The sequence below is a fragment of the Hymenobacter roseosalivarius DSM 11622 genome (genome assembly GCF_900176135.1).
In the GTDB taxonomy this organism is placed as follows: domain Bacteria; phylum Bacteroidota; class Bacteroidia; order Cytophagales; family Hymenobacteraceae; genus Hymenobacter; species Hymenobacter roseosalivarius.
This window is the reverse complement of sequence record NZ_FWWW01000087.1, coordinates 21,314-41,645: the sequence shown is the minus strand read 5'-3', so window position 1 is coordinate 41,645 and position 20,332 is coordinate 21,314. Positions and strand designations below refer to the sequence as shown.

Annotated in this window: 14 protein-coding genes, 1 tRNA gene and 1 pseudogene; 8 read left to right on the top strand and 8 right to left on the bottom strand. The window is 55.6% G+C overall.

What is annotated here, in order from left to right; all coding sequences use genetic code 11:
• Window positions 1–90 precede the first annotated feature (90 nt).
• Together B9A24_RS23250 and B9A24_RS15740 are read left to right on the top strand one after the other, a co-directional pair.
• Window positions 91–600, top strand: a complete 510-nt coding sequence (locus tag B9A24_RS23250; RefSeq protein WP_084446981.1) for a YkvA family protein — start codon at window positions 91–93, stop codon at window positions 598–600.
• A 165-nt stretch (window positions 601–765) separates the two neighbouring features.
• Complete coding sequence (locus B9A24_RS15740; RefSeq protein WP_084446980.1) at window positions 766–2,061, top strand: metal-dependent hydrolase family protein; 1,296 nt, start codon at window positions 766–768, stop codon at window positions 2,059–2,061.
• A 1,019-nt stretch (window positions 2,062–3,080) separates the two neighbouring features.
• On the opposite strand, the gene B9A24_RS15730 is transcribed toward B9A24_RS15740, so the two are convergent.
• Window positions 3,081–3,842, bottom strand: coding sequence for a TIGR02757 family protein (locus tag B9A24_RS15730; protein WP_084446978.1), 762 nt, complete (start codon window positions 3,840–3,842; stop codon window positions 3,081–3,083).
• 85 nt (window positions 3,843–3,927) lie between these two features.
• Window positions 3,928–4,959: a LysM peptidoglycan-binding domain-containing protein gene (locus B9A24_RS15725; RefSeq protein ID WP_159452074.1), complete on the bottom strand. Its 1,032-nt coding sequence runs from the start codon at window positions 4,957–4,959 to the stop codon at window positions 3,928–3,930.
• A gap of 285 nt (window positions 4,960–5,244) precedes the next feature.
• On the opposite strand from B9A24_RS15725, the gene kdsB reads away from it, so the two are divergent.
• Window positions 5,245–5,997, top strand: a complete 753-nt coding sequence (gene kdsB / locus B9A24_RS15720) for a 3-deoxy-manno-octulosonate cytidylyltransferase (protein WP_084446976.1) — start codon at window positions 5,245–5,247, stop codon at window positions 5,995–5,997.
• 135 nt (window positions 5,998–6,132) lie between these two features.
• Here the strand turns inward: kdsB and B9A24_RS15715 are convergent, their stop codons facing one another.
• From B9A24_RS15715 to gap, 4 genes are all read right to left on the bottom strand, one after another.
• A complete protein-coding gene (locus B9A24_RS15715; protein ID WP_084446975.1) occupies window positions 6,133–6,537 on the bottom strand; it encodes a DUF1622 domain-containing protein in 405 nt (134 codons plus the stop codon).
• Between the two features lie 93 nt (window positions 6,538–6,630).
• On the bottom strand, window positions 6,631–6,978 hold the full coding sequence (locus B9A24_RS15710) for a translation initiation factor (RefSeq protein ID WP_084446974.1): 348 nt from the start codon (window positions 6,976–6,978) through the stop codon (window positions 6,631–6,633).
• 107 nt (window positions 6,979–7,085) lie between these two features.
• Window positions 7,086–7,964, bottom strand: a complete 879-nt coding sequence (locus B9A24_RS15705; RefSeq protein ID WP_084446973.1) for a diacylglycerol/lipid kinase family protein — start codon at window positions 7,962–7,964, stop codon at window positions 7,086–7,088.
• A gap of 188 nt (window positions 7,965–8,152) precedes the next feature.
• Window positions 8,153–9,163 (bottom strand): type I glyceraldehyde-3-phosphate dehydrogenase, encoded by a 1,011-nt coding sequence (gene gap / locus B9A24_RS15700; protein ID WP_084446972.1) that lies wholly within the window; start codon window positions 9,161–9,163, stop codon window positions 8,153–8,155.
• A 305-nt stretch (window positions 9,164–9,468) separates the two neighbouring features.
• On the opposite strand from gap, the gene B9A24_RS15695 reads away from it, so the two are divergent.
• From B9A24_RS15695 to B9A24_RS15675, 5 genes and pseudogenes are all read left to right on the top strand, one after another.
• Window positions 9,469–9,540 (top strand) — tRNA-Glu (locus B9A24_RS15695).
• 277 nt (window positions 9,541–9,817) lie between these two features.
• On the top strand, window positions 9,818–11,050 hold the full coding sequence (locus B9A24_RS15690; RefSeq protein WP_084446971.1) for an NADP-dependent isocitrate dehydrogenase: 1,233 nt from the start codon (window positions 9,818–9,820) through the stop codon (window positions 11,048–11,050).
• Window positions 11,051–11,684: 634 nt separating this feature from the next.
• Window positions 11,685–12,020, top strand: a complete 336-nt coding sequence (locus B9A24_RS15685) for an ASCH/PUA domain-containing protein (protein ID WP_084446970.1) — start codon at window positions 11,685–11,687, stop codon at window positions 12,018–12,020.
• Between the two features lie 143 nt (window positions 12,021–12,163).
• A pseudogene (gltB, locus tag B9A24_RS15680) lies at window positions 12,164–16,673 on the top strand (glutamate synthase large subunit).
• Between the two features lie 203 nt (window positions 16,674–16,876).
• Window positions 16,877–18,346 carry a glutamate synthase subunit beta gene (locus B9A24_RS15675; RefSeq protein WP_084446969.1) on the top strand — a complete coding sequence of 490 codons (1,470 nt, stop codon included), beginning with the start codon at window positions 16,877–16,879 and terminating at the stop codon, window positions 18,344–18,346.
• A 274-nt stretch (window positions 18,347–18,620) separates the two neighbouring features.
• On the opposite strand, the gene leuB is transcribed toward B9A24_RS15675, so the two are convergent.
• Entirely contained in the window at window positions 18,621–19,742 is a 1,122-nt protein-coding gene (gene leuB, locus B9A24_RS15670; RefSeq protein ID WP_084446968.1) for a 3-isopropylmalate dehydrogenase, read from the bottom strand.
• Window positions 19,730–20,326, bottom strand: a complete 597-nt coding sequence (leuD, locus tag B9A24_RS15665; protein ID WP_084446967.1) for a 3-isopropylmalate dehydratase small subunit — start codon at window positions 20,324–20,326, stop codon at window positions 19,730–19,732. Before leuD ends, leuB begins: the two co-directional genes overlap by 13 nt.
• Window positions 20,327–20,332 lie beyond the last annotated feature (6 nt).

Genomic DNA, 20,332 nt, shown 5'->3' with positions numbered 1-20,332 from the left:
CAAAATTTATAGCCAATCATAAAGCTTCTACAACGCCAGCGCTTTCTCAACCGTACCCCTTTAACTAACCCTTTACCTAACCAATTCTCCATGTCCTCACTGTACGAAAAAGGCCTCGCTATTTCGAAAAACGCACTTTTCAACGTATTCCTGGGCCGGGCCGGCAAACTGCTGGGGCGCCCCTTCCGCATTGCCATCATCCTGCGCGAAGTAGCTTCCAAGCTCGACGCGAAAGACAGCAAAAAAGGCCCCCTGCAGCAGGTAGTCGATATGGGGCGCACGCTGATTCGTTTGATAGGCGCTTTTGCCAGTGGCTCGTACCGGCAAATTGAAACGACGACTATCGTCTCCGGCCTGGCTGTGCTCCTCTACGTGTTGTCGCCCATCGACCTAGTACCCGATTTTATTCCCGTAATCGGTTTTCTGGATGATCTGAGTCTGATCAGCTGGTTTATCAGCAAGTTTCAGGGCGAGATTGCGCGCTTTCAGGCATGGGAAAGCAAATCTGCGGCGCCAAACAACGGCGTGGTTGTCGCCCCTTCCTTACCTGCTGTATCCGATAAATCGCAGCCTGCCGTAGCCGAGTTGGGTCACTCCTAAAAAGCTACCTTTCAATGCATTCCTGCGGGAGCCGCAAAGGCGATGGCCCCTACAGGAATGCATTTATATTTTGGAGCTACCCCGAATAACCAACTGATTATGAAGGTTGCACAGGGCTGTAAATTGGTCTTAGTCGTCGGCTTTGCGTATACTTTTCTTTCTTTTATGAAGCGTTCCTCATTTAGTCGTTTAGGGTTGTTGCTGGCTGGTTTTTGGTTAGGGCCGCCGGTCTCACTGCTGGCCCAAACTTTTTCTACACCAGCGACTGTGCTACTTCGCCCGGCTGCTGTCTTCGATGGGGAAAGTCTGCATTCCGGCTGGGTGGTAGTGGTAACCGGCGACAAGATTACGGCAGCTGGACCGGCCAGCCAGATTACGGCACCGGCCGGCACCCGCTCGCTGGAGCTGCCGGGTCTTACGCTGCTGCCGGGTCTTATTGAGGGGCATTCGCACCTGCTGCTACACCCGTACAACGAGACGAGCTGGAACGATCAGGTGCTCACGGAGTCGCAGGCGCTCCGGGTGGCCCGCGCTACTGCTCACGCCCAAAAAACGCTGTTAGCCGGCTTCACCACTGCCCGCGACTTGGGTAGCGAAGGCGCGGGCTTCGCTGATGTTGGGCTGAAACAAGCTATCAACCAAGGTATTATACCGGGTCCGCGCTTACTAGTAGCCACGCTGGCGCTGGTAGCTACCGGCAGCTATGGGCCTAAGCTTTCCGTGGATGTAAATGCCCCCCAGGGCGCTCAGGAAGCCGATGGCGTAGACGGCATCGTGCGGGCGGTGCGCGAGCAGATTGGCAAGGGTGCCGATATAATTAAAGTATACGCCGACTACCGTTGGGGGCAGGGCGAGCCTTCCCGCCCTACGTTTTCGCAGGAGGAGCTGAACCTGATTGTGCAAACAGCGCGGGCCGCCGGCCGCCCCGTAGTAGCCCATGCCAGCACACCCGAAGGCATGCGGCGGGCTACCCTAGCTGGCGTAGAAACCATTGAGCACGGCGACAACGGCACACCGGAGATATTCAAGCTGATGAAGCAGCGCGGCGTAGCGCTCTGCCCCACCGTCGCCGCCGGCGATGCCGTTTCTCAGTATCAGGGCTGGCGCAAAGGCACCACGCCGGAGCCCGAGCGGATTCAGCAAAAGCGCATCAGCATGCAAGCAGCCCGCAAAGCTGGCGTCGATTTGGTAGTAGGCGGCGACGTGGGCGTGTTTACCCACGGCGACAATGTGCGCGAAATGGAACAACTGGTGCAAGACCATGGCCTGCCGCCCCTTGACGTATTGCGCGCCGCTACCAGCGGCAATGCCCGCATTTTCCATCTCCCCGACCGCGGCAGCATCCGCCCCGGCCTGCTTGCCGACCTGGTAGCCGTAGCCGGCGACCCTACCCGCGATGTGAAGGCACTGCGACAAGTAAAGCTGGTAATGAAAGGCGGAGTGCTGTACGCTCAACCATAAAATCAAAAGCTAAGCTATTCATTAAATTTCAGTCTAAGTAACTACGTCTCAATATCAATCTCTACAAATATATTTCTTATCATAATGTTGTAAAAAACTATCACGAGTTGGCTATGTTTAAATGATACTAGTATTTCTAGTGCTTACATAAACATGCGCCTTTATCAATTGGGCGAAAGCGAACAAATTTGGTTAAGACCCAATTATGCGGCACCAATAATTCGGGCTTGGTACTACTACCATCTACAATCTTTACTGTTTGTGGTTGGTCATTTCGCATATAATTGACATATAAATTAGTTTTCGCCTCACTAATAATCCGTCGAAATTCGAAATAAGTTATGTACTGCTTATTATGAGTATACTGCTTTAACTCATTAAGATCAGTAGCAATAATTTTAACTAAATCTTTTTCCAATCCATTTATTTGCAAGCTTTTAGGCATGAATAGGTGATTACTTATGCCACCCTCAGTCCTAAGATTGCTGAACATCGAAAGACTGGTCTGGGTCTTAAGACTCAAGTAAGGGCTCATGCCATTCAGAAAAACCACTAACGGAATAAACCGAAATCCAATAGGTTTAATTTTAAAAATCATGCAATATCTGTCTGATTCGAGTTTGCGTCCGAGTATATATATCACATAAAATATTATATACGCTATTCCCAATCCTAACCATAAGAATAGCCCTATGATAGTTAATTTATAAGAAACGTGAGTGATATAATCAGCTCCGGCTAAGGCTATTATAAGTAAGACAATGATACTAGCGAAGGAAAGGAGGTGAAAAATTAATAACTTGGTTATCAATTTTTTTTACTCTACCGCTAACGCAGTCTTTGGCTAGCCAACTTGACTTCATCCTCACGAATGGAAGTGACCGACAACCTATTGACTGAACTTGTAGCGCGCAGCTGCGAATCATTCTAGTTGACCCATAGCTACACTCTGCTATGCTGGTGTTGGGAAGTACTTCAGTAAAAACCGGCTAGACAACAATACAGTAAGTAAGCAAAGATCAGAGTAGCTTTTGCTCCACACCTAGCCCAAACAAAGAGAAATCGTACTTCACGGGGTCGTGGGGGGCAAAATCGCGGAGGTGGGCGGTCAATTCCTCGGCTGCGACCCAATCGACTAGGCGGCGCGTGAGCAGGCCCAGGCCGCGGGCAACACGCTCCACATGCACATCGCAGGGGCATATCAGATCGGCCATGGGCAGGCGCGTCCAGAGGCCGAAATCCACGCCTCGGTCGTCGCGGCGCACGAGCCAGCGCAGGTACATATTCACGCGTTTGCAGGCCGAACCGCGAGCGGGCGTAGCCACATGTTTGCGGGTGCGCTGGGGGGCATCGGGCAGGCTAAAGAACAGCGTGTGAAAGTTTTCGAGTCGTTCGCGCTGGGTATTACCCTGCAAAAAAGCATCTTCCAGCGTATCATGGCTGGCATAATACCAGCGCAGCCAATGCACGAAATACAGCAGGTCGGTGTCGCAGAAGGTGCGGTGGCAGAAGCCCAGCAGCTTCTTCAAATCGTCGTCGGAGTGTTGGGTAATGAACTGATAGGGCGCGTCGTCCATGCGGCGCATCAGCTCGTGGCACTTGCTGATAATGGTCGGGCGACGTCCCCAGGCCAGCAGGGCCGCGAACAGCCCGCTGATTTCCACATCCTGACGCTGGGAAAAACGGTGCGGAATACTGATTGGGTCATTAGTAATAAAGGCCGGCCGGTTGTAGCGGTCGTGGTGGCGGTCGAGAAACTGCCGGAGCTGCGCGTGATTCACAGGAGCTAAAGGTTAAGGGCTAAAAGCTAGTTCCCCTCCTCAGCTGAGGAGGGGAACTAGCTTTTAGCCCTTAGTTTCCAGTTTGTTATGGCACGTAAGAAGTTTCGACCCGAAAGCGGTTATCGGGTGTGGAGAGGCGCTGCACAGCACGGGGCGACAGGCGCACCAGAATATTACTGTTTTCGCCGGTATCAGGCAGTTGACCAATCACACGCACATACACCGACTGCCCGTTCATGATGTTGCGCACCTGCATGATGGTGCCAACCGCAGCCGTTTTGTGCAAGGCCAGATATTTATCGGTACCCGTCCCTTCAATTTTGGTTGCCAAGCCGCTTTCGGTTACGCGGCGCACTATTTCGCTGGCCCGCTCAGGAACACGTTCCTCGGCTGGCGGGGCCGGAGCGCGAACAGAATCTTTCGTGTTCGTTGGGCTCGAAGTCGGCCGTACGGGTGCCGGAGGCGTCACAACTGGCTTGGGTACAGTAGCAACTGGCGCCGATGTGGGCGCGGGAGTAGCAGGAGCAGGCGTTTCAACGGGCGCTACGGGCGGCGCAGCCACCGTTGCCGAGGCCGTGGCGGGCGACTTGGGCGCGCCTGCGGGCACAATAATCAGGCGCTGACCAACTTTTACACCGGTCGTAGCAGGCAGCCCGTTAAAACGTGCCAGGTCAGCGGGCGGAAGTTGAAAGAGGCGCGCCACGGCGTACAGCGTTTGCCCTTTCTGCACGGTGTACACGCGGTTGCCATTGTTATCAGTAGGTAGTGAGCGGGCCGCGGCGGCCGTGTTGGCGGGCTCTGATGGTCGCGTTGCAGCGTTGCCAGTTGACGCGGGCGTTATCATTACTACCCGCGTGCGGGGCACCAGCACCACCTGACCTGTTATGAGGGCTCCTTTGAGGGTAGAATTAGTTTCCACGATTTGCTCAACGGGCACCGCATAGCGCCGCGAAAGGCCATAAAGGGTTTCACCAGCCACCACGCGGTGCTTAATAAACATCTTATTGTTGCGGTACTCAACTCCAATAGAATCGGGCGGGAGAGCAGGCCGGGGCGCGGCGGTGGCAGCGAAGCCAGCGAGAACAAACGCGGGCAGCAGCGACAAAAAACGGGTCATACGAGCAGTTCGCGAAAAACGAGTGGCCCCAAAATCGGGCGGGGCAGCTTGGGGGAAATTTAAAAGCGCCGAAAGATAAAAAATAATCCCGGCTGAGTCCCAAAACGGCCACTTCCGCTGGGTTGAATGGCATTTGATACGCCACCTGTACCCAACGTGGTCGGGTTGCATTTATTGGCCAGCTAAGCCAAGTGTTTTATGAGAGCACAAAGTGATTCATGGTTTTCACTGTTCTTTGCAAAAAAGCCCCCCAGCTTCTATTCCGCTTCAATAATTCTCTTTTTTATGGTCCACGCCATTGGTATTATTCCCGCCCGCTACGCTTCTACTCGCCTGCCCGGCAAGCCATTGGTTGATCTGGGGGGCAAATCCATGATTCAACGAGTAGTGGAGCAGGCCCGGCAGGCTCAGTTGCAGCGTGTGGTAGTAGCGACTGATGATGAGCGTATTCTGGAGCACGTGCGCGGTTTTGGCGGTGAGGCGGTGCTTACTTCGCCCGAGCATCCGAGCGGCACTGACCGCGTGTTCGATGCTTACCAGCAGCTTGGCGAGGCAGCAGATTGCATCATTAACATTCAAGGCGATGAGCCCTTTATTCACCCCGCCCAAATTGATGCGCTTGTAGCACTTTTTGGCGCTGAAAAGCCCCCCCAGCTTGTCACCCTGGTCAAACCGGTGCTCAGTGAAGAGGAGTTATTTAGTCCGCACTTGCCCAAAGTAGTGCTCGATACTACAAGTCACGCGTTGTATTTCAGCCGTCATCCCCTGCCCTATCAGCGCCAGGCTGAACCCGCCCAGTGGCTTGCGCATCACCGCTATCTGCGCCACATTGGCCTGTATGCCTACCGCCCCGATGTGCTGGCCGCTATCACGAAGCTGTCGCCTTCCTGGCTGGAGCAAGCCGAAAGCCTGGAGCAGCTGCGGTGGCTGGAGAACGGCTACCGCATTCTGACGGCGGAAACGGAGCTGGAAACCATCGGTATTGATACGCCCGAGGATGTGGAGCGGGCCAGAAAGAGGCTGGCGGGAAGTGAATAATGTTTCGTCAGAACGGTGTCGAGACGCGTATTCCCACCTCAATCGTGGAACGACCGATTAAGGGCGTCCTGTTGAACAACGGCAGCAACGAGGAGAGGAGCCACGAATACGTGTCTCTACACCCTTCTATTTATCCTAGTTTTCAGGGGCTTGGTGCGCTCGCTCCGTCACCGATTGTTCGGCGCTTTGGCGTTCCTCTTCCTTCATTTCCTTGGTCAGAAAATAATTGAGGCCTGTTCGGATAACAGCAATGGCGCCGAGCTGCCCAATTTGCTGCCAGCTGGGGGCAATAGCCGTGGAGAGAATATCAGCGCCTAACTGGAACTCCAGGGCCAGGGCCAGGTAGCGGGCAAGCGTCAGGCGAATAGCCGTAAAATTAGCCGTACGACGCTGTACCAGTGCCTTTATCAGCAGCCAGCCCGCTACTCCGATGCCCAAGGCAATGATGAACGCCCCTACGGTTTCGACCCCCAGCTTCAGCCACTGCACGGCGTTGATAATGCCGCTTTCGGCTAATTCGCGTGGGTTTACCGCTTCCATTTATGACAACAAAAGGTGGCTGCACTAGTGAAGCACAGTTGTTAAGAGCAAGAATCTACGCCGAATACTGCTACATACGCTTTTACCACCAGACTAGCCGCCCGCTTTCTTCGCTTTATAGCCCTGATCGAGCAGTACGCCCATCACTTTGTCGCGGAAGTCACCCTGGATGAGTATGTCGCCGTCTTTGGCGTTGCCCCCTACGCCGCATTTGGTTTTGAGCAGCTTCGCCAGCGTTTGCAAGTCAGCATCCTGCCCCACGAAGCCAGTGATGAGCGTTACTTGCTTGCCCCCACTTTTGCGGTCGAGGTGTACGCGCAGGTTTTGCTGCTGGGGCGGCAGGGTTACCACCGACTCTTCGTCGGCGTGCTGGTAAGAGAAGTCGGAGTTAGTGGAATACACCACTCCCTCGCGGCCGCGCCGGTTTTTGTCAGCTTTCATGTGGTGAAGTTGTAAAGTTGTGAGATAGTGAGTGGTGAGTTTGACGTTCGGTTTGCGCAAGATTGAACGTCAAACCCACCATTTCATCATCTCACCACTTCACTATCTCATACGGCTACCTCCAGAGCCAGGGGCAGCAATTCAATTTCAAAGCTAGTGGCCTCGCCCGCGTAGTCGCCATCCACATGAAAGCCCAGGGGCGCTTCGGCCTCCACCAATATGTGCCGCGAGGTATGATACACCGCCGCCCCCGACTGTGGCAAATCGCCCAGGGCCAGGCCGAGGGCCACGCGTACGGCGCGACGCAAGGGCAACGCATCAATCAGGCACACGTCCAGCAGCCCGTCGCGAATGTCGGCGCGCGGGGCAATATAGGCGTTGTTGCCGTACTGCCCGGCATTGGCAAAGGCCAGCACGTAGCAATCGGTGGCCAGCGTGCGGTTGTTGAGCGTAACCGTAATAGGCTTGGGCTGAAAAGTTCGGTACTCGCGCAGTGCCACGCGCACGTAGGTGGCCAGGCCGCGGGTGCCGGCCGTGGCGAAGCACTTGCTTACGTGGGCATCAAATCCCAGCCCGGCCGTGCAAAAAAAAGGGTGGCCATTGATCCGGCCCACATCCATGCGCTGAAACTCGGGCTGACTCATCCGACTAATAGCGGCAGGTAGCGCCAATGGCACCTCCAGATGGCGGGCCAGGCCATTGCCGGAGCCCCGCGGCAGAATGCCCATAGCGGCATTCGTACCCAGCAGACCGCGTCCTACCTCGTTTACTGTACCATCGCCCCCCACTGCCACCACCGTGCGAAACCCATCTGCGGCAGCGGTGCGGGCTAGTTCCTCCGCGTGGCCAGCGTAGGCCGTCAGGCGCAGGGCGTGGTCAACGGCGGAATGGTCGAGGTAGCGCTCAATAAGGGCCGGCACATCCTGCTGACGACTAGTGCCGGAAGCAGGATTCAGAATAAAACAGATACGCGGCTTGGCGGGCATAGATGGATAGAAACGCGTTGCGAAGCGCAAGGTTGAGTAGTGGAGTAAGCAGGAGCGGCAGGACGTAAAACGTCGCGTTTCTACAATGGTTAAAACAATCGAAAAAGCCCCCCAGTTGCTTCAATTTACCAACAGAAAAGCCCGCCCAAAGCGGGCAGGCTTTTCACTAGAAAGCAATACAATAAGCGTTACTTCGCCATTTTTTCGCCTAGCTGCTGGATTAAATCAGCGGTGCGCGTGCTGTAGCCAAACTCGTTGTCATACCAGCCTACTACTTTCACCAGCGTACCGTTGGCGGCCGTCAGCTGCGAGTCGAAGATGCAGGAATGCGGATTGCCTATGATGTCGATGCTTACCAACGGATCGGTGGAATACTCAATAATACCTTTCATAGGGCCTTCAGCAGCCTTTTTCACGGCTTCATTGATTTGCTCCTTGGTTACTTCCTGCTTCAGAATAACGGTCAGGTCAGTGGTTGAGCCGTCCGGCACGGGCACGCGCATGGCGATACCATCGAGCTTGCCTTTTAGCTGGGGCAATACCAGACCTACGGCCTTCGCGGCACCGGTGCTGGTAGGAATAATGCTCAAAGCAGCAGCGCGAGCCCGGCGCAAATCCTTGTGCGGCGCGTCCTGCAGATTCTGATCGGAAGTGTAAGCATGCACCGTGGTGATATAGCCTTTCTCAATGCCGAAAGCCTCATCCAACACCTTCGCCATCGGGGCTAGGCAGTTGGTAGTACAGCTGGCGTTCGACAGAATGGTTTCGTCGCCGGTCAGGATATCTTCGTTTACCCCTAATACTACGGTCGGAATACCATCGCCCGAAGCAGGAGCCGATATCACGACTTTTTTGCAGCCCGCCGTGAGGTGCTGGCCCGCGCCGGCCTCATCCACGAAGCGGCCCGTAGATTCCAATACCACGTCGATGCCCAGGTCGCCCCAGGGCAATAGCTTAGGATCACGCTCAGCCAGGGCCTGAATGCGCTGGCCATTTACGGTCAGGCTGTTTTCATCGTATTCCACCGTGCCGTCGAAGCGGCCGTGTACGGAGTCGTATTTAAGCAGGTGAGCCAGCGTCTTATTATCAGTCAGGTCGTTAATAGCCACGACTTCCACGTTGTCGCGGCCGAGCAAAGACTTGAACGTGAGGCGACCAATGCGGCCGAAGCCGTTGATGGCGACTTTAATTTTAGCCATGAGTAGAGATTTGGGGTTTGGGAATTAAGTAGACCACGAGGGCCGGGTGGAAACGCGGAGCGAAGGTACAGGGCTAGGGGAATATAGCCAAATCGGCTAGTAAGCCTTCTGCTTTGCAACTACTCTTACGGTTTCTGGCCGCTCCCGACGGGCTTTCAGGTTTAAAAATGCCCCCCGCGAAAAGAATTTCCTCCTGAAAGTCAGCCCATTTACTGCTGGGGGCCATTTTTTTTGACCCTACGTATTGCGCTGAATTATCTCTGCCTTATCTTTGCACCACTAAAAACGAGTAAGGCACATCATCTGGTCCGTTCGTCTAGGGGTTAGGACAGTAGATTTTCATTCTACCAACAGGGGTTCGATTCCCCTACGGACTACATTGCAAGCCCACTAATTAACTGTATATCAGTCGATTAGTGGGCTTTTTGCTTTGTTACGACACAACTATCAAGAAAAAATCTCTATTTACTGCATACCAGCAATATCTCGCTCTATACGTTTTTCCAACGTCGGAGCCGTAGTCTTAGCGAGCCACAGAAGTTTGGCATTCCGGTGCTCTGTCGCAATATTGGGGGCTGAACAAGATCAGAGTGGGTCCGTATCTTCGGGCTACACAGTAAGAGAAAGAACATTCATCATCTGTCCCCTGAGGAAATGACAAAAATCAAAGTAGCAAACCCGGTCGTGGAGCTTGATGGCGACGAAATGACGCGCATCATCTGGAAGTTCATTAAGGACAAGCTGATCACGCCTTATCTCGACCTGGACATTAAGTACTTTGACCTGGGAATTGAGTACCGCGACGCAACGAGCGACCAGGTTACCATTGACGCCGCTAATGCAATCCGCCAGTATGGGGTAGGCATTAAGTGCGCCACTATCACGCCGGATGAGGAGCGCGTAAAAGAGTTTAACCTGAAGCAGATGTGGAAGTCGCCAAACGGCACCATCCGCAACATCCTGGACGGCACTGTTTTCCGTGAGCCCATCGTGATGAGCAACGTGCCCCGCCTGGTTCCTAACTGGACGGCTCCTATCTGCATCGGGCGCCATGCTTTCGGCGACCAGTACCGGGCTACTGATTTCGTGACCAAAGGAAAAGGCAAGCTCACTATCACCTTTACCCCGGAAGATGGGGGCGAAACCCAGTCTTTTGAAGTATATAACTTCAAGAGTGACGGGGTAGCACTCGCCATGTACAACACGGACGAATCTATCCGGGGGTTTGCTCATGCCTGCTTCAATCAGGCCCTGATGAAAGGCTGGCCCCTGTACTTGTCGACTAAAAATACCATCCTGAAAAAGTACGATGGGCGTTTTAAGGACATCTTCCAGGGGATCTACGAGCAGGATTACCGCGCTAAGTTCACGGCCGCGGGCATTACCTATGAGCATCGGCTGATTGATGACATGGTGGCCTCCGCTCTGAAGTGGAATGGCAACTTTGTCTGGGCCTGCAAAAACTATGATGGCGACGTGCAAAGCGACACCGTAGCCCAGGGTTTTGGGTCGCTGGGCCTGATGACCTCTACGTTAGTGACTCCAGACGGCACCGTGATGGAGGCCGAAGCCGCCCACGGAACCGTGACTCGCCACTACCGCGACCATCAGGCGGGCAAGCCAACCTCTACCAATCCCATTGCGTCCATCTTCGCCTGGACCCGCGGACTGGAGTTCCGGGGAATCCTGGATAGCAATCAGGAGCTGATCGACTTCTGCAAAACCCTGGAAACGGTCTGCATTGAAACCGTTGAAAGCGGTAAAATGACCAAGGATTTGGCCGTTTGTATTCATGGCAACAAGGTAGCGCACGGCAAGGACTACCTCTACACCGAGGAATTCCTGGAAGCGCTGGACGAAAATCTGAAAGCTAAGTTGGGCAAGTAAGACTGACGTAAGCGTACCGTAAAAAGCCCATCCGGTAACGGGATGGGCTTTTTCGTGTTTCCGGGTGCTTTGTATTCTTTACGCCGCATGGTTAGCGCCGCCGATGTTGACTTTATTTAAAGGCGAGCTAATAAATCCTGTAGGTTTGATGGCACACTTTGCCACATATTCGTGTTGCAGGCTTTTTGTACCTAATACTAGTTCTCCTTTAGAACAGACTTTAAATAAGGAGGATATAAATTCTAAATGATTTATTTCTTATATTAAGCCAATATATGCCCTGGAGTTGCCGCCGCCATCCCACCCAGCCAGCTCATTATTTCGCCTGCGACAGGGAGCAGGCGGACCAGACCATTGGCGGGGCTTGACCTCTGTATAATGGGGCTGGGCAACGGTACCAACATTCTCTCTTTTTCGACCTTTTCCAAAAGGCAACATTTTTTTAACACTGACTTCCAGATACTTATACTAATCTGGAGTATAAGTCAAGTGCTTCGCGTGGGCATGTAGTATTTCCTGAGAAAGACGATCTGCGCGCCGACGCTGGGTGTACCGCTGGGCGCTGGCCTACCGGCTACCCAGCAGGTGGGCCGATGCTAGTACTCGTCCCGCCACCACTTCTGACGATAACCCAATGATTTCCAACATAATAATCCTAGATCAGCCAACTGCTCTATCTCATACCCGCACTCACGAGCTGAAAATCTGGCCGGCGTGTTTCGAGGCGGTGCAGTCGGGTGCCAAGACTTTTGATGTGCGCGAAAACGACCGCAACTACCAGGTGGGCGATGCCGTGCAATTGCAGGAGTATGAGCCGGAAAGCGAAACCTACAGCGGCCGCTCGGTGGCCCGCTGGATCAGCTACGTGCTGCAGGGCGGTGCCTTCGGCCTGCAAGATGGCTGGTGCGTGCTGGGTCTGAGCGAGTTGCGACCTCTTCCGCCTGGCGTCAGCGACACCCGCCTGTGGTAAACTGAAGACCTTTTCAAGGGGTGAGGGCGATTTCAATCTCATCCTTTGTAAAGCTGCGTACCCACTTATTGCTGCTTGTTGAGTCCCAGCGTGCTACCGCCAACTGAGCAGTACGACCGAACCCTAACGCCCTCTTTCCAGTGATGAAATCTACTGACTCGCAAGGCCTGTATCGTCCTGAATTTGAGCATGATGCATGCGGCACCGGTTTTATCACTTCCCTCAACGGCCATAAGTCGCACCAAACGATTGCGGATGCGCTGACCATGTTGGAAAACATGGAGCATCGCGGCGCCTGCGGCTGCGATTCCGACTCAGGTGATGGGGCCGGCTTAATGCTGCAGGTGCCGCACTGGTTTTTCCTGGAAGAGTGTACGGCCCTCAACATTCGGCTACCTGAGCCGGGCTGCTATGGGGTAGGCATGGTTTTTTTGCCCAAAAATGCCCCCCAGCGCGAATCCTGCCGCTCTATTATTAATGCAACAACCGAAAAACTGGGCTTGCAGCTGCTGGGCTATCGGCCGGTACCAGTGAATCCGGCGGGTATCGGGCAAACGGCTTTGGCGGCGGAGCCCGTGATGGAGCAGGTTTTCGTGGCCCGGCCCACCGGCATTACCACTAGCGAAGAATTTGAGCGTAAGCTGTTTGTGCTGCGGCGGCTGATTACGAAAACGGTTATGAAATCGGTGCCGGAGGCGGCAGATGACTTCTACTTCGCGTCGCTTTCCTACCGGGTTATCGTGTACAAAGGCCAGCTGACCACCTATCAGGTGCGCCACTACTTCCCCGACCTGTCCGATTCGCGCGTCACGTCGGGGTTCGGGATGGTGCACTCGCGCTTTTCCACGAATACGTTTCCATCCTGGAAGCTGGCTCACCCCTTTCGGCTGCTGGCGCACAATGGCGAAATAAACACGCTGCAGGGCAATCTGAACTGGTTTTATGCCGGGCTCCGCTCCTATCTCGCCCTATTTCTCGGCCGAGGAAATGGACATGCTGCTGCCCGTCATCGACAACAATCAGTCGGACTCGGCCTGCTTGGATAACATCGCCGAAATTCTGCTGCACTCGGGCCGCTCCCTGCCCCATGTGATGATGCTGCTCGTGCCCGAGGCCTGGGACGGCAACACCCAAATGGACCCGCTGAAAAAGGCGTTCTACGAGTTCCACGCCACATTTATGGGCCCCTGGGACGGCCCGGCGGCCTTGCTTTTTACCGATGGCAAGATGATCGGGGCCATGCTCGACCGCAACGGGTTGCGGCCCCTGCGCTACGTGGTCACCAATGATGGGCGGGTACTGGTGGCCTCGGAGGCCGGCGTACTACCCATTCCCGATTCCAAAATTGTGCGGAAAGGCCGCTTGCAGCCCGGCAAAATGCTGCTGGTCGATACGGTTGGGGGGCAAATTATTACCGATGAGGAGCTGAAAATCCAGGCTGCCAGCCAGCAACCGTACGGGCAGTGGCTGAACGAGTACCAGATTCGGCTGGTAGAGCTGCCCGAGCCGCGCCAGATGTTCACCGACCTGTCGGCCGAGTCGGTGTTCAAATACCACCAGGTTTTTGGCTACATCCGCGAGGATATTGACAGCATCATTACGCCGATGGCGGTGGAGGGAAAAGAGCCTATTGGCTCGATGGGGGTTGATGTGCCGCTGGCGGTATTGTCTGATCAGCCCCAGCACCTATCCAGCTACTTCAAGCAGTTTTTTGCCCAAGTCACGAACCCGCCCATCGACCCGATTCGGGAGCGGCTGGTGATGAGTCTGGCCACCTTCATCGGCAACAACGGCAACATCCTCGACGAGGACAAAATGCACTGCCACTGCGTGGCCCTGCGCCAGCCGGTGCTGACCAACCACGAGCTGGAAAAGCTGCGCAGCATCGATACGGGCCTGTTTCATGCCAAGACGCTGATGAGCTACTTCAAGGCCGATGGCAAGCCCGGCTCCTTGCAAAATGGCGTCGATCGACTGTGCCGCTACGCGGAAGACGCGGTGAGCGACGGGTTTGAGGTGCTTATTCTCTCCGACCGCGCCCTGGATTCCGAGCACGCACCTATACCTTCTTTACTAGCGGTTTCGGCGGTGCATCACCACCTTATCCGCAAAGGGTATCGGGGCTTGGTGGGACTGGTGGTGGAGGCAGGCGACGTGTGGGAAGTGCATCACTTTGCTTGTCTGCTGGCGTTTGGGGCCACGGCGATCAATCCGTATCTGGCCCTTTCCACCATCCAAACCATGCAGGCTGGGGGGCAATTTGACTCGGCGGGAGATCATCCGCAGCTGGTCAAAAACTACGTAAAGGCCGTGTGTGATGGCTTGCTGAAGATTTTCTCCAAGATGGGAATCTCGACTTTGCAGTCCTACCACGGCGCGCAGGTGTTTGAGATTCTGGGTATTAATCAGGAGGTAGTTGACCACTGTTTCACGGGGGCCGTCACGCGCATCGGCGGGCTGGGCTTCGATGAAATAGCCCGCGAAACCCTCTACAAGCACTTTCAGGGCTTCAAAAGCACCACGCCCGAAGAGCAACAGCTACTGCCCGATGGGGGCGTGTACCAGTGGCGGCGGGGCGAAGCGCACATGTTCAACCCCGAAACCGTCCACCTGCTTCAGCACGCCACCCGTACCAACAACTACGCGACCTACCAGCGCTACGCCCGTCTGCTCAATGAGCAAACCGAGCGGCTGTTCAGCATCCGGGGCCTGCTGGATTTTGCCCACCACCGCGAACCTATTTCTTTGGAGGAGGTAGAACCTGCCGAAGACATCATGCGGCGCTTTGCCACCGGGGCCATGTCGTTTGGCTCCATTTCGCACGAGGCACACAGCACTTTGGCCATTGCCATGAACCGCATTGGGGCCAAGAGCAACACGGGCGAAGGCGGCGAAGACCCGATGCGCTACGAGGCACTGCCCAACGGCGACTCCATGCGCTCCGGCATCAAGCAGATTACCTCAGCCCGCTTCGGCGTCACGGCCCATTACCTCACCAACGCCGACGAGCTGCAAATCAAAATGGCCCAGGGGGCAAAACCCGGTGAGGGCGGACAACTTCCTGGCCATAAGGCAGATGAGTGGATAGCGCGGGTTCGCCACGCGACACCTGGCGTGGGCCTGATTTCGCCTCCGCCCCATCACGATATCTATTCCATCGAAGATTTAGCCCAGCTCATCTTTGATCTAAAAAACGCCAACCGCGCCGCCCGCATCAACGTGAAGCTGGTGTCGAAGGCGGGCGTGGGCACCATTGCGGCCGGCGTCGCCAAGGCTCATGCTGACGTGATTCTGATTGCCGGCTACGACGGCGGCACCGGCGCTTCGCCCATGAGCTCCATTAAGCACGCCGGCTTGCCCTGGGAATTAGGTCTGGCGGAAGCTCACCAAACGTTGTTGCGCAACCAGCTCCGCAGCCGCGTGGTGCTGCAAGCCGATGGCCAGCTCAAAACCGGCCGCGACCTGGCAATTGCCGCCTTGCTTGGTGCCGAAGAATGGGGCGTTGCCACGGCCGCTCTGATTGCGGGTGGCTGCGTGCTGATGCGCAAATGCCACCTGAACACCTGCCCCGTGGGCGTGGCTACCCAGGACCCGGAGCTGCGCAAGCTGTTCACGGGTCAGCCGGAGCACATTGTGAACCTGTTCCGCTTTCTGGCCGAAGAGCTGCGCGAAATCATGGCGGAGCTAGGCTTCCAGACCGTGAATGAGATGGTGGGCCGGACCCAATTTCTGAAGGTGCGCGAAATCAGCCATTGGAAGGCCCGTACCCTGGACCTCAGTGGCCTGCTTCACCCAGCCGCCAACCCTTCGGGGGGCACGTTGTACAACAGCGAAACTCAGGATCATGGGCTGGATAACATTCTCGACTGGCAGCTGCTTCAGCAGGCCAGATCGGCGCTGGACAAGCGCATTCCTGTTTTCGCGTCCTTCGCGGTGCGCAACATCGACCGGACCATCGGCACGCTGCTTTCCAACGAAATAACCAAGCGCTACCACGCCGCGGACCTGCCGGATAACACGATTAACTTTCACTTTAGCGGCTCGGCCGGGCAGAGCTTTGGGGCGTTCAGCGTGCGCGGCTTGTCGCTTACGCTCGAAGGCGAGGCCAACGACTACGTCGGTAAAGGTCTTTCGGGGGCTCAGCTGGTCATTCTCCCCTCCGCTAATAGCCACTTTGTACCCGAGCAAAACATCATCATCGGCAACGTGGCCCTCTACGGCGCTACTTCCGGGGAGCTGTTTGTGCGGGGCCAGGCTGGGGAGCGGTTTGCGGTGCGCAATTCCGGCGCCACGGCGGTAGTGGAAGGCGTGGGCGACCACGGCTGCGAGTATATGACGGGCGGCCGCGCCCTTATTCTGGGCCGCACCGGCCGCAACTTCGCCGCCGGCATGAGCGGGGGCGTGGCCTGGATCTACGACCCCGACGGCAGCTTCCCCGACAACTGCAACCGCGAAATGGTGGAGCTGGACCCCTTAGATGCGGACGATGAGGATCAGATACAGGCGCTGCTGCGCAAGCACGTACAGCTCACCCACAGCCAACTAGCTGCTTACCTGCTGGATAGCTGGGCGGAGGAAGCAGGCAAGTTCATCAAGGTATTTCCCTCCGAATACAAGAAGGTGCTGCAAAAAGCGCAGTACGCCACGGTGTAGAGACACATATTTGTGTCTCGGCGTTGAACGATACAGCGCCAGTCATGGCAAATATCTGTCATCCTGAGCTTGCGAAGGACCTTATAACACTAGCGCAAATAGTGCAACGGGCATAAGGTCCTTCGCAAGCTCAGGATGACCAAGTAAACAACGTCAGCAACGCTAAGACGCGAAGTGTCGCGTCTCTACATAACTATCTTCCGATGGCGCACATCACAGGATTCAAGGAATTTGAGCGGGAATTGCCACACAAGGCAGCGCCTCAGGAGCGAGTAACGCATAATCAGGAATTTGTCGGAATGTATTCTGATGAAGAGCTAAATCAGCAGGCGGCGCGGTGCATGGATTGTGGTATTCCGTTTTGTCACGCGGGCTGTCCGCTGGGCAATATCATCCCCGAATTCAACGACGCGGTGCATCAGCAGGATTGGGAGCAAGCGTATCAGATTCTGTCTTCTACCAATAATTTTCCCGAATTCACGGGCCGCATCTGCCCCGCGCCGTGCGAATCGGCTTGTGTGTTGAGCATTAACCGCGCACCCGTTGCCATTGAGGAAATCGAGAAGCATATTATTGAAATTGCTTTTAGCAAAGGCTACGTGAGGCCAACAGCGCCCATCCTGAAGTCGGGTAAAACAGTAGCGGTAGTTGGTTCGGGGCCGGCGGGTTTGGCAGCAGCGGCGCAATTAGCCAAAGCTGGTCATTCCGTGACCGTATTCGAGCGCGACGACCGGCCTGGGGGGCTTTTACGCTACGGCATTCCCGATTTTAAGCTGGACAAATGGGTGATTGATCGTCGCATCAAGCTGCTGGAGGAAGATGGCATCGTGTTTCGCTGCAACATCGAAATCGGCAAAGACCTGCCAGCCGCTGAGCTTACGCGCACCTTCGACGCGGTAGTGCTGGCCGGCGGTGCCCTCATGCCCCGCGACTTACCCATTCCAGGCCGCGAGTTGGCCGGGATTCACTTTGCCATGGACTACCTGACCCAGCACAATCGTCGGGTGAGCGAGCTGCCTATCACGGATGAGCCCATTCTTGCCACTGATTGTCAAGTAGTTGTGATTGGCAGTGGCGACACGGGCTCCGACTGCGTGGGCACGGCTAACCGACAGCAGGCTCGCTCCGTTACCCAATTTGCCCTGATGCACGAGCCCTCCTCCGACCGCCCCGTGCACGCGCCCTGGCCCAGCTACCCCACTATTTTCCGCACCAGCACTTCCCACGAGGAAGGCTGTCACCGCTACTGGGGCATCCATACGAAGGCCTTCCTGGGCGACGATGAAGGCCGCTTACGGGCCGTGCCGGTTACCGACGTAACCTGGGAAACCGATGTACTCGGCCGTCGCGTCGCCTTTCAGGAAATAGAAGGCTCTGAGCGCGAAATCCCTTGCGACATGGTTCTGCCAGCCCTGGGCTTCGTCTCGCCTCAATTCAAAGGCTTATTGGAGCAGCTAGGCGTGCAACTGGACGACCGGGGCAACGTGCTCGCCCCCGACGATACGTATCGCACCAGCCTACCGAATGTGTTTGTGGCCGGTGACATGCGCCGCGGCCAGTCACTGGTAGTCTGGGCTATTTCGGAAGGCCGGGAAGCGGCGCGACAGGTAGACGTGTTTTTGCTGGGCAAAACGTCGTTATCCAGCAAGAATGCCGTGGCAATGTTTGCCTAAGATATGAGCGGCCGTAATGTCAATCTGGATACGAAAAGCCCCCCAGCCATTATAAAACAGCCAGAGCCTATCATAGCCGCGTAGCGGCGATAGGTTTGTAGAAAGTAGAAATAAAACGACCAAAGCCGCATAGCGGCGGCAGAATCGTTGGACAATTCTACCGCCGCTATGCGGCTTTGTCTGCCTGGTAATCCAGATTCTACAAATCTGTCGCCGCTACGCGGCTATGATAGGCTCTGGCTGTTTTATAATGGCTGGGGGGCTTTTTTGCAGATTAAATAATCGTACTCAACCCAACCTCAATATTGCTTCGGTGCAGCTGGCAATCCTGCAAATCCAGGACGCCATAGGCAATGAAGCTACCTACTTGCTCGGTGGTGTACGGCACGCCGGAAGTCAGTTCAGGCGTGAGCACTCCCCTTTCCAGGGCATTATCTACGGCTTCTTTCACGCAGTCCGCTTCGGCTTGTAAGCCAAAGTGCTCCAGCAACATAGCAGCGGATAAGATGGTGGCAATGGGGTTGGCGATGCCTTTGCCTTTGGCTTGTGGGAAAGAGCCGTGAATTGGCTCAAACAGAGCAATCTGGTCGCCGACGGAAGCGGAGGGCAATAAGCCCAGCGAACCGGCAATTACGGAGGCTTCGTCGGAGAGGATGTCGCCGAACATATTCTCCGTCAACAGCACATCAAACTGCCGTGGGTTGAGGATAAGCTGCATGGCGGCGTTGTCCACGAACAGGTAATCGACGACCACACCGGGGTATTGGGGGGCAATTTCCTGCACTACTTCGCGCCACAAGCGCGACGTTTCCAGCACGTTGGCTTTATCCACCAGTGTCAGCTTCTGGCGGCGGTTTTCGGCGGCGTGAAAAGCGCGGTGGGCAACGCGGGCAATTTCCTCCCGAGTATAAGTGCACTGATCAAAAGCAGCTCCGTCTCCGGTACGGCCTTTTTCGCCAAAATAAATGCCCCCCGTCAGCTCCCGAAAAATGAGCATATCGACGCCCTGGATGCGGTCTTTCTTGAGGGGCGAATGCTCCAGCAGCCGGTCGTAGGCCGTGACGGGCCGAATATTGGCGTAGAGCCCCAGCGACTTGCGCAGCTTCAACAGGCCTTGCTCAGGCCGCACTTTGGCGGCGGGGTTGTTGTCGTACTTCGGGTCGCCAATGGCCCCAAGCAGGACTGCATCGGCCTGCCAACAGGCAGCCAGGGTTTTTTCGGGCAGCGGGTCGCCGGTAGCGTCAATGGCGCACGCGCCCATGAGCTGGTGGTCGAAAATGAATTCGTGGCCAAAGCGCTCGGCCACGGCTTTCAGCACCCGCACGCCCTCCTGACACACTTCCGGGCCGATACCATCGCCACCCAGTACTACAACTCGCTTTCTTAATATGCCCATGGTCGCTGCTGTTCGTAGGCGGCAATAGCCGCTTTTTGGTTTAAGAGAAAATCAATGTCGTCGTACCCATTGATGAGGCATTCTTTTTTGTAAGGGTCTAAGTCGAAGCCGATACTTTCTTCCCAGACGGGCACCGTCAGCGTCTGCGTGGGCAGGTCAACCACCAGCTGCGTCTGCGGGTCCAGCTCTACCTGCGCGAAAAGCCGTTGCAGAATTTCATCCGACACTTGCAGGGGCAACAATCCGGTATTCAAAGCATTGCCGCGAAAAATATCAGCGAAGTAGCTGGAAATGACAACCTTGAAACCAGCGTCATAGAGCGCCCAGGCGGCGTGCTCGCGGCTGGAGCCGCAGCCAAAGTTTTTGCCCCCCAGCAGAATTTTTCCCCCATAGCGCGCATCGTTCAGCACGAAGCTCTCCTTAGGCTGACCATCAGCCGTGTAGCGCCAGTCGCTGAACAGATTAGCGCCGAAACCTTCGCGGGTAGTCGCCTTCAGAAAACGGGCGGGAATAATCTGGTCCGTATCGATATTTTCGATGGGCAGCGGCACGGCCGTTGAGCGGAGCGTTTGAAACTTTTCCATGAGCGC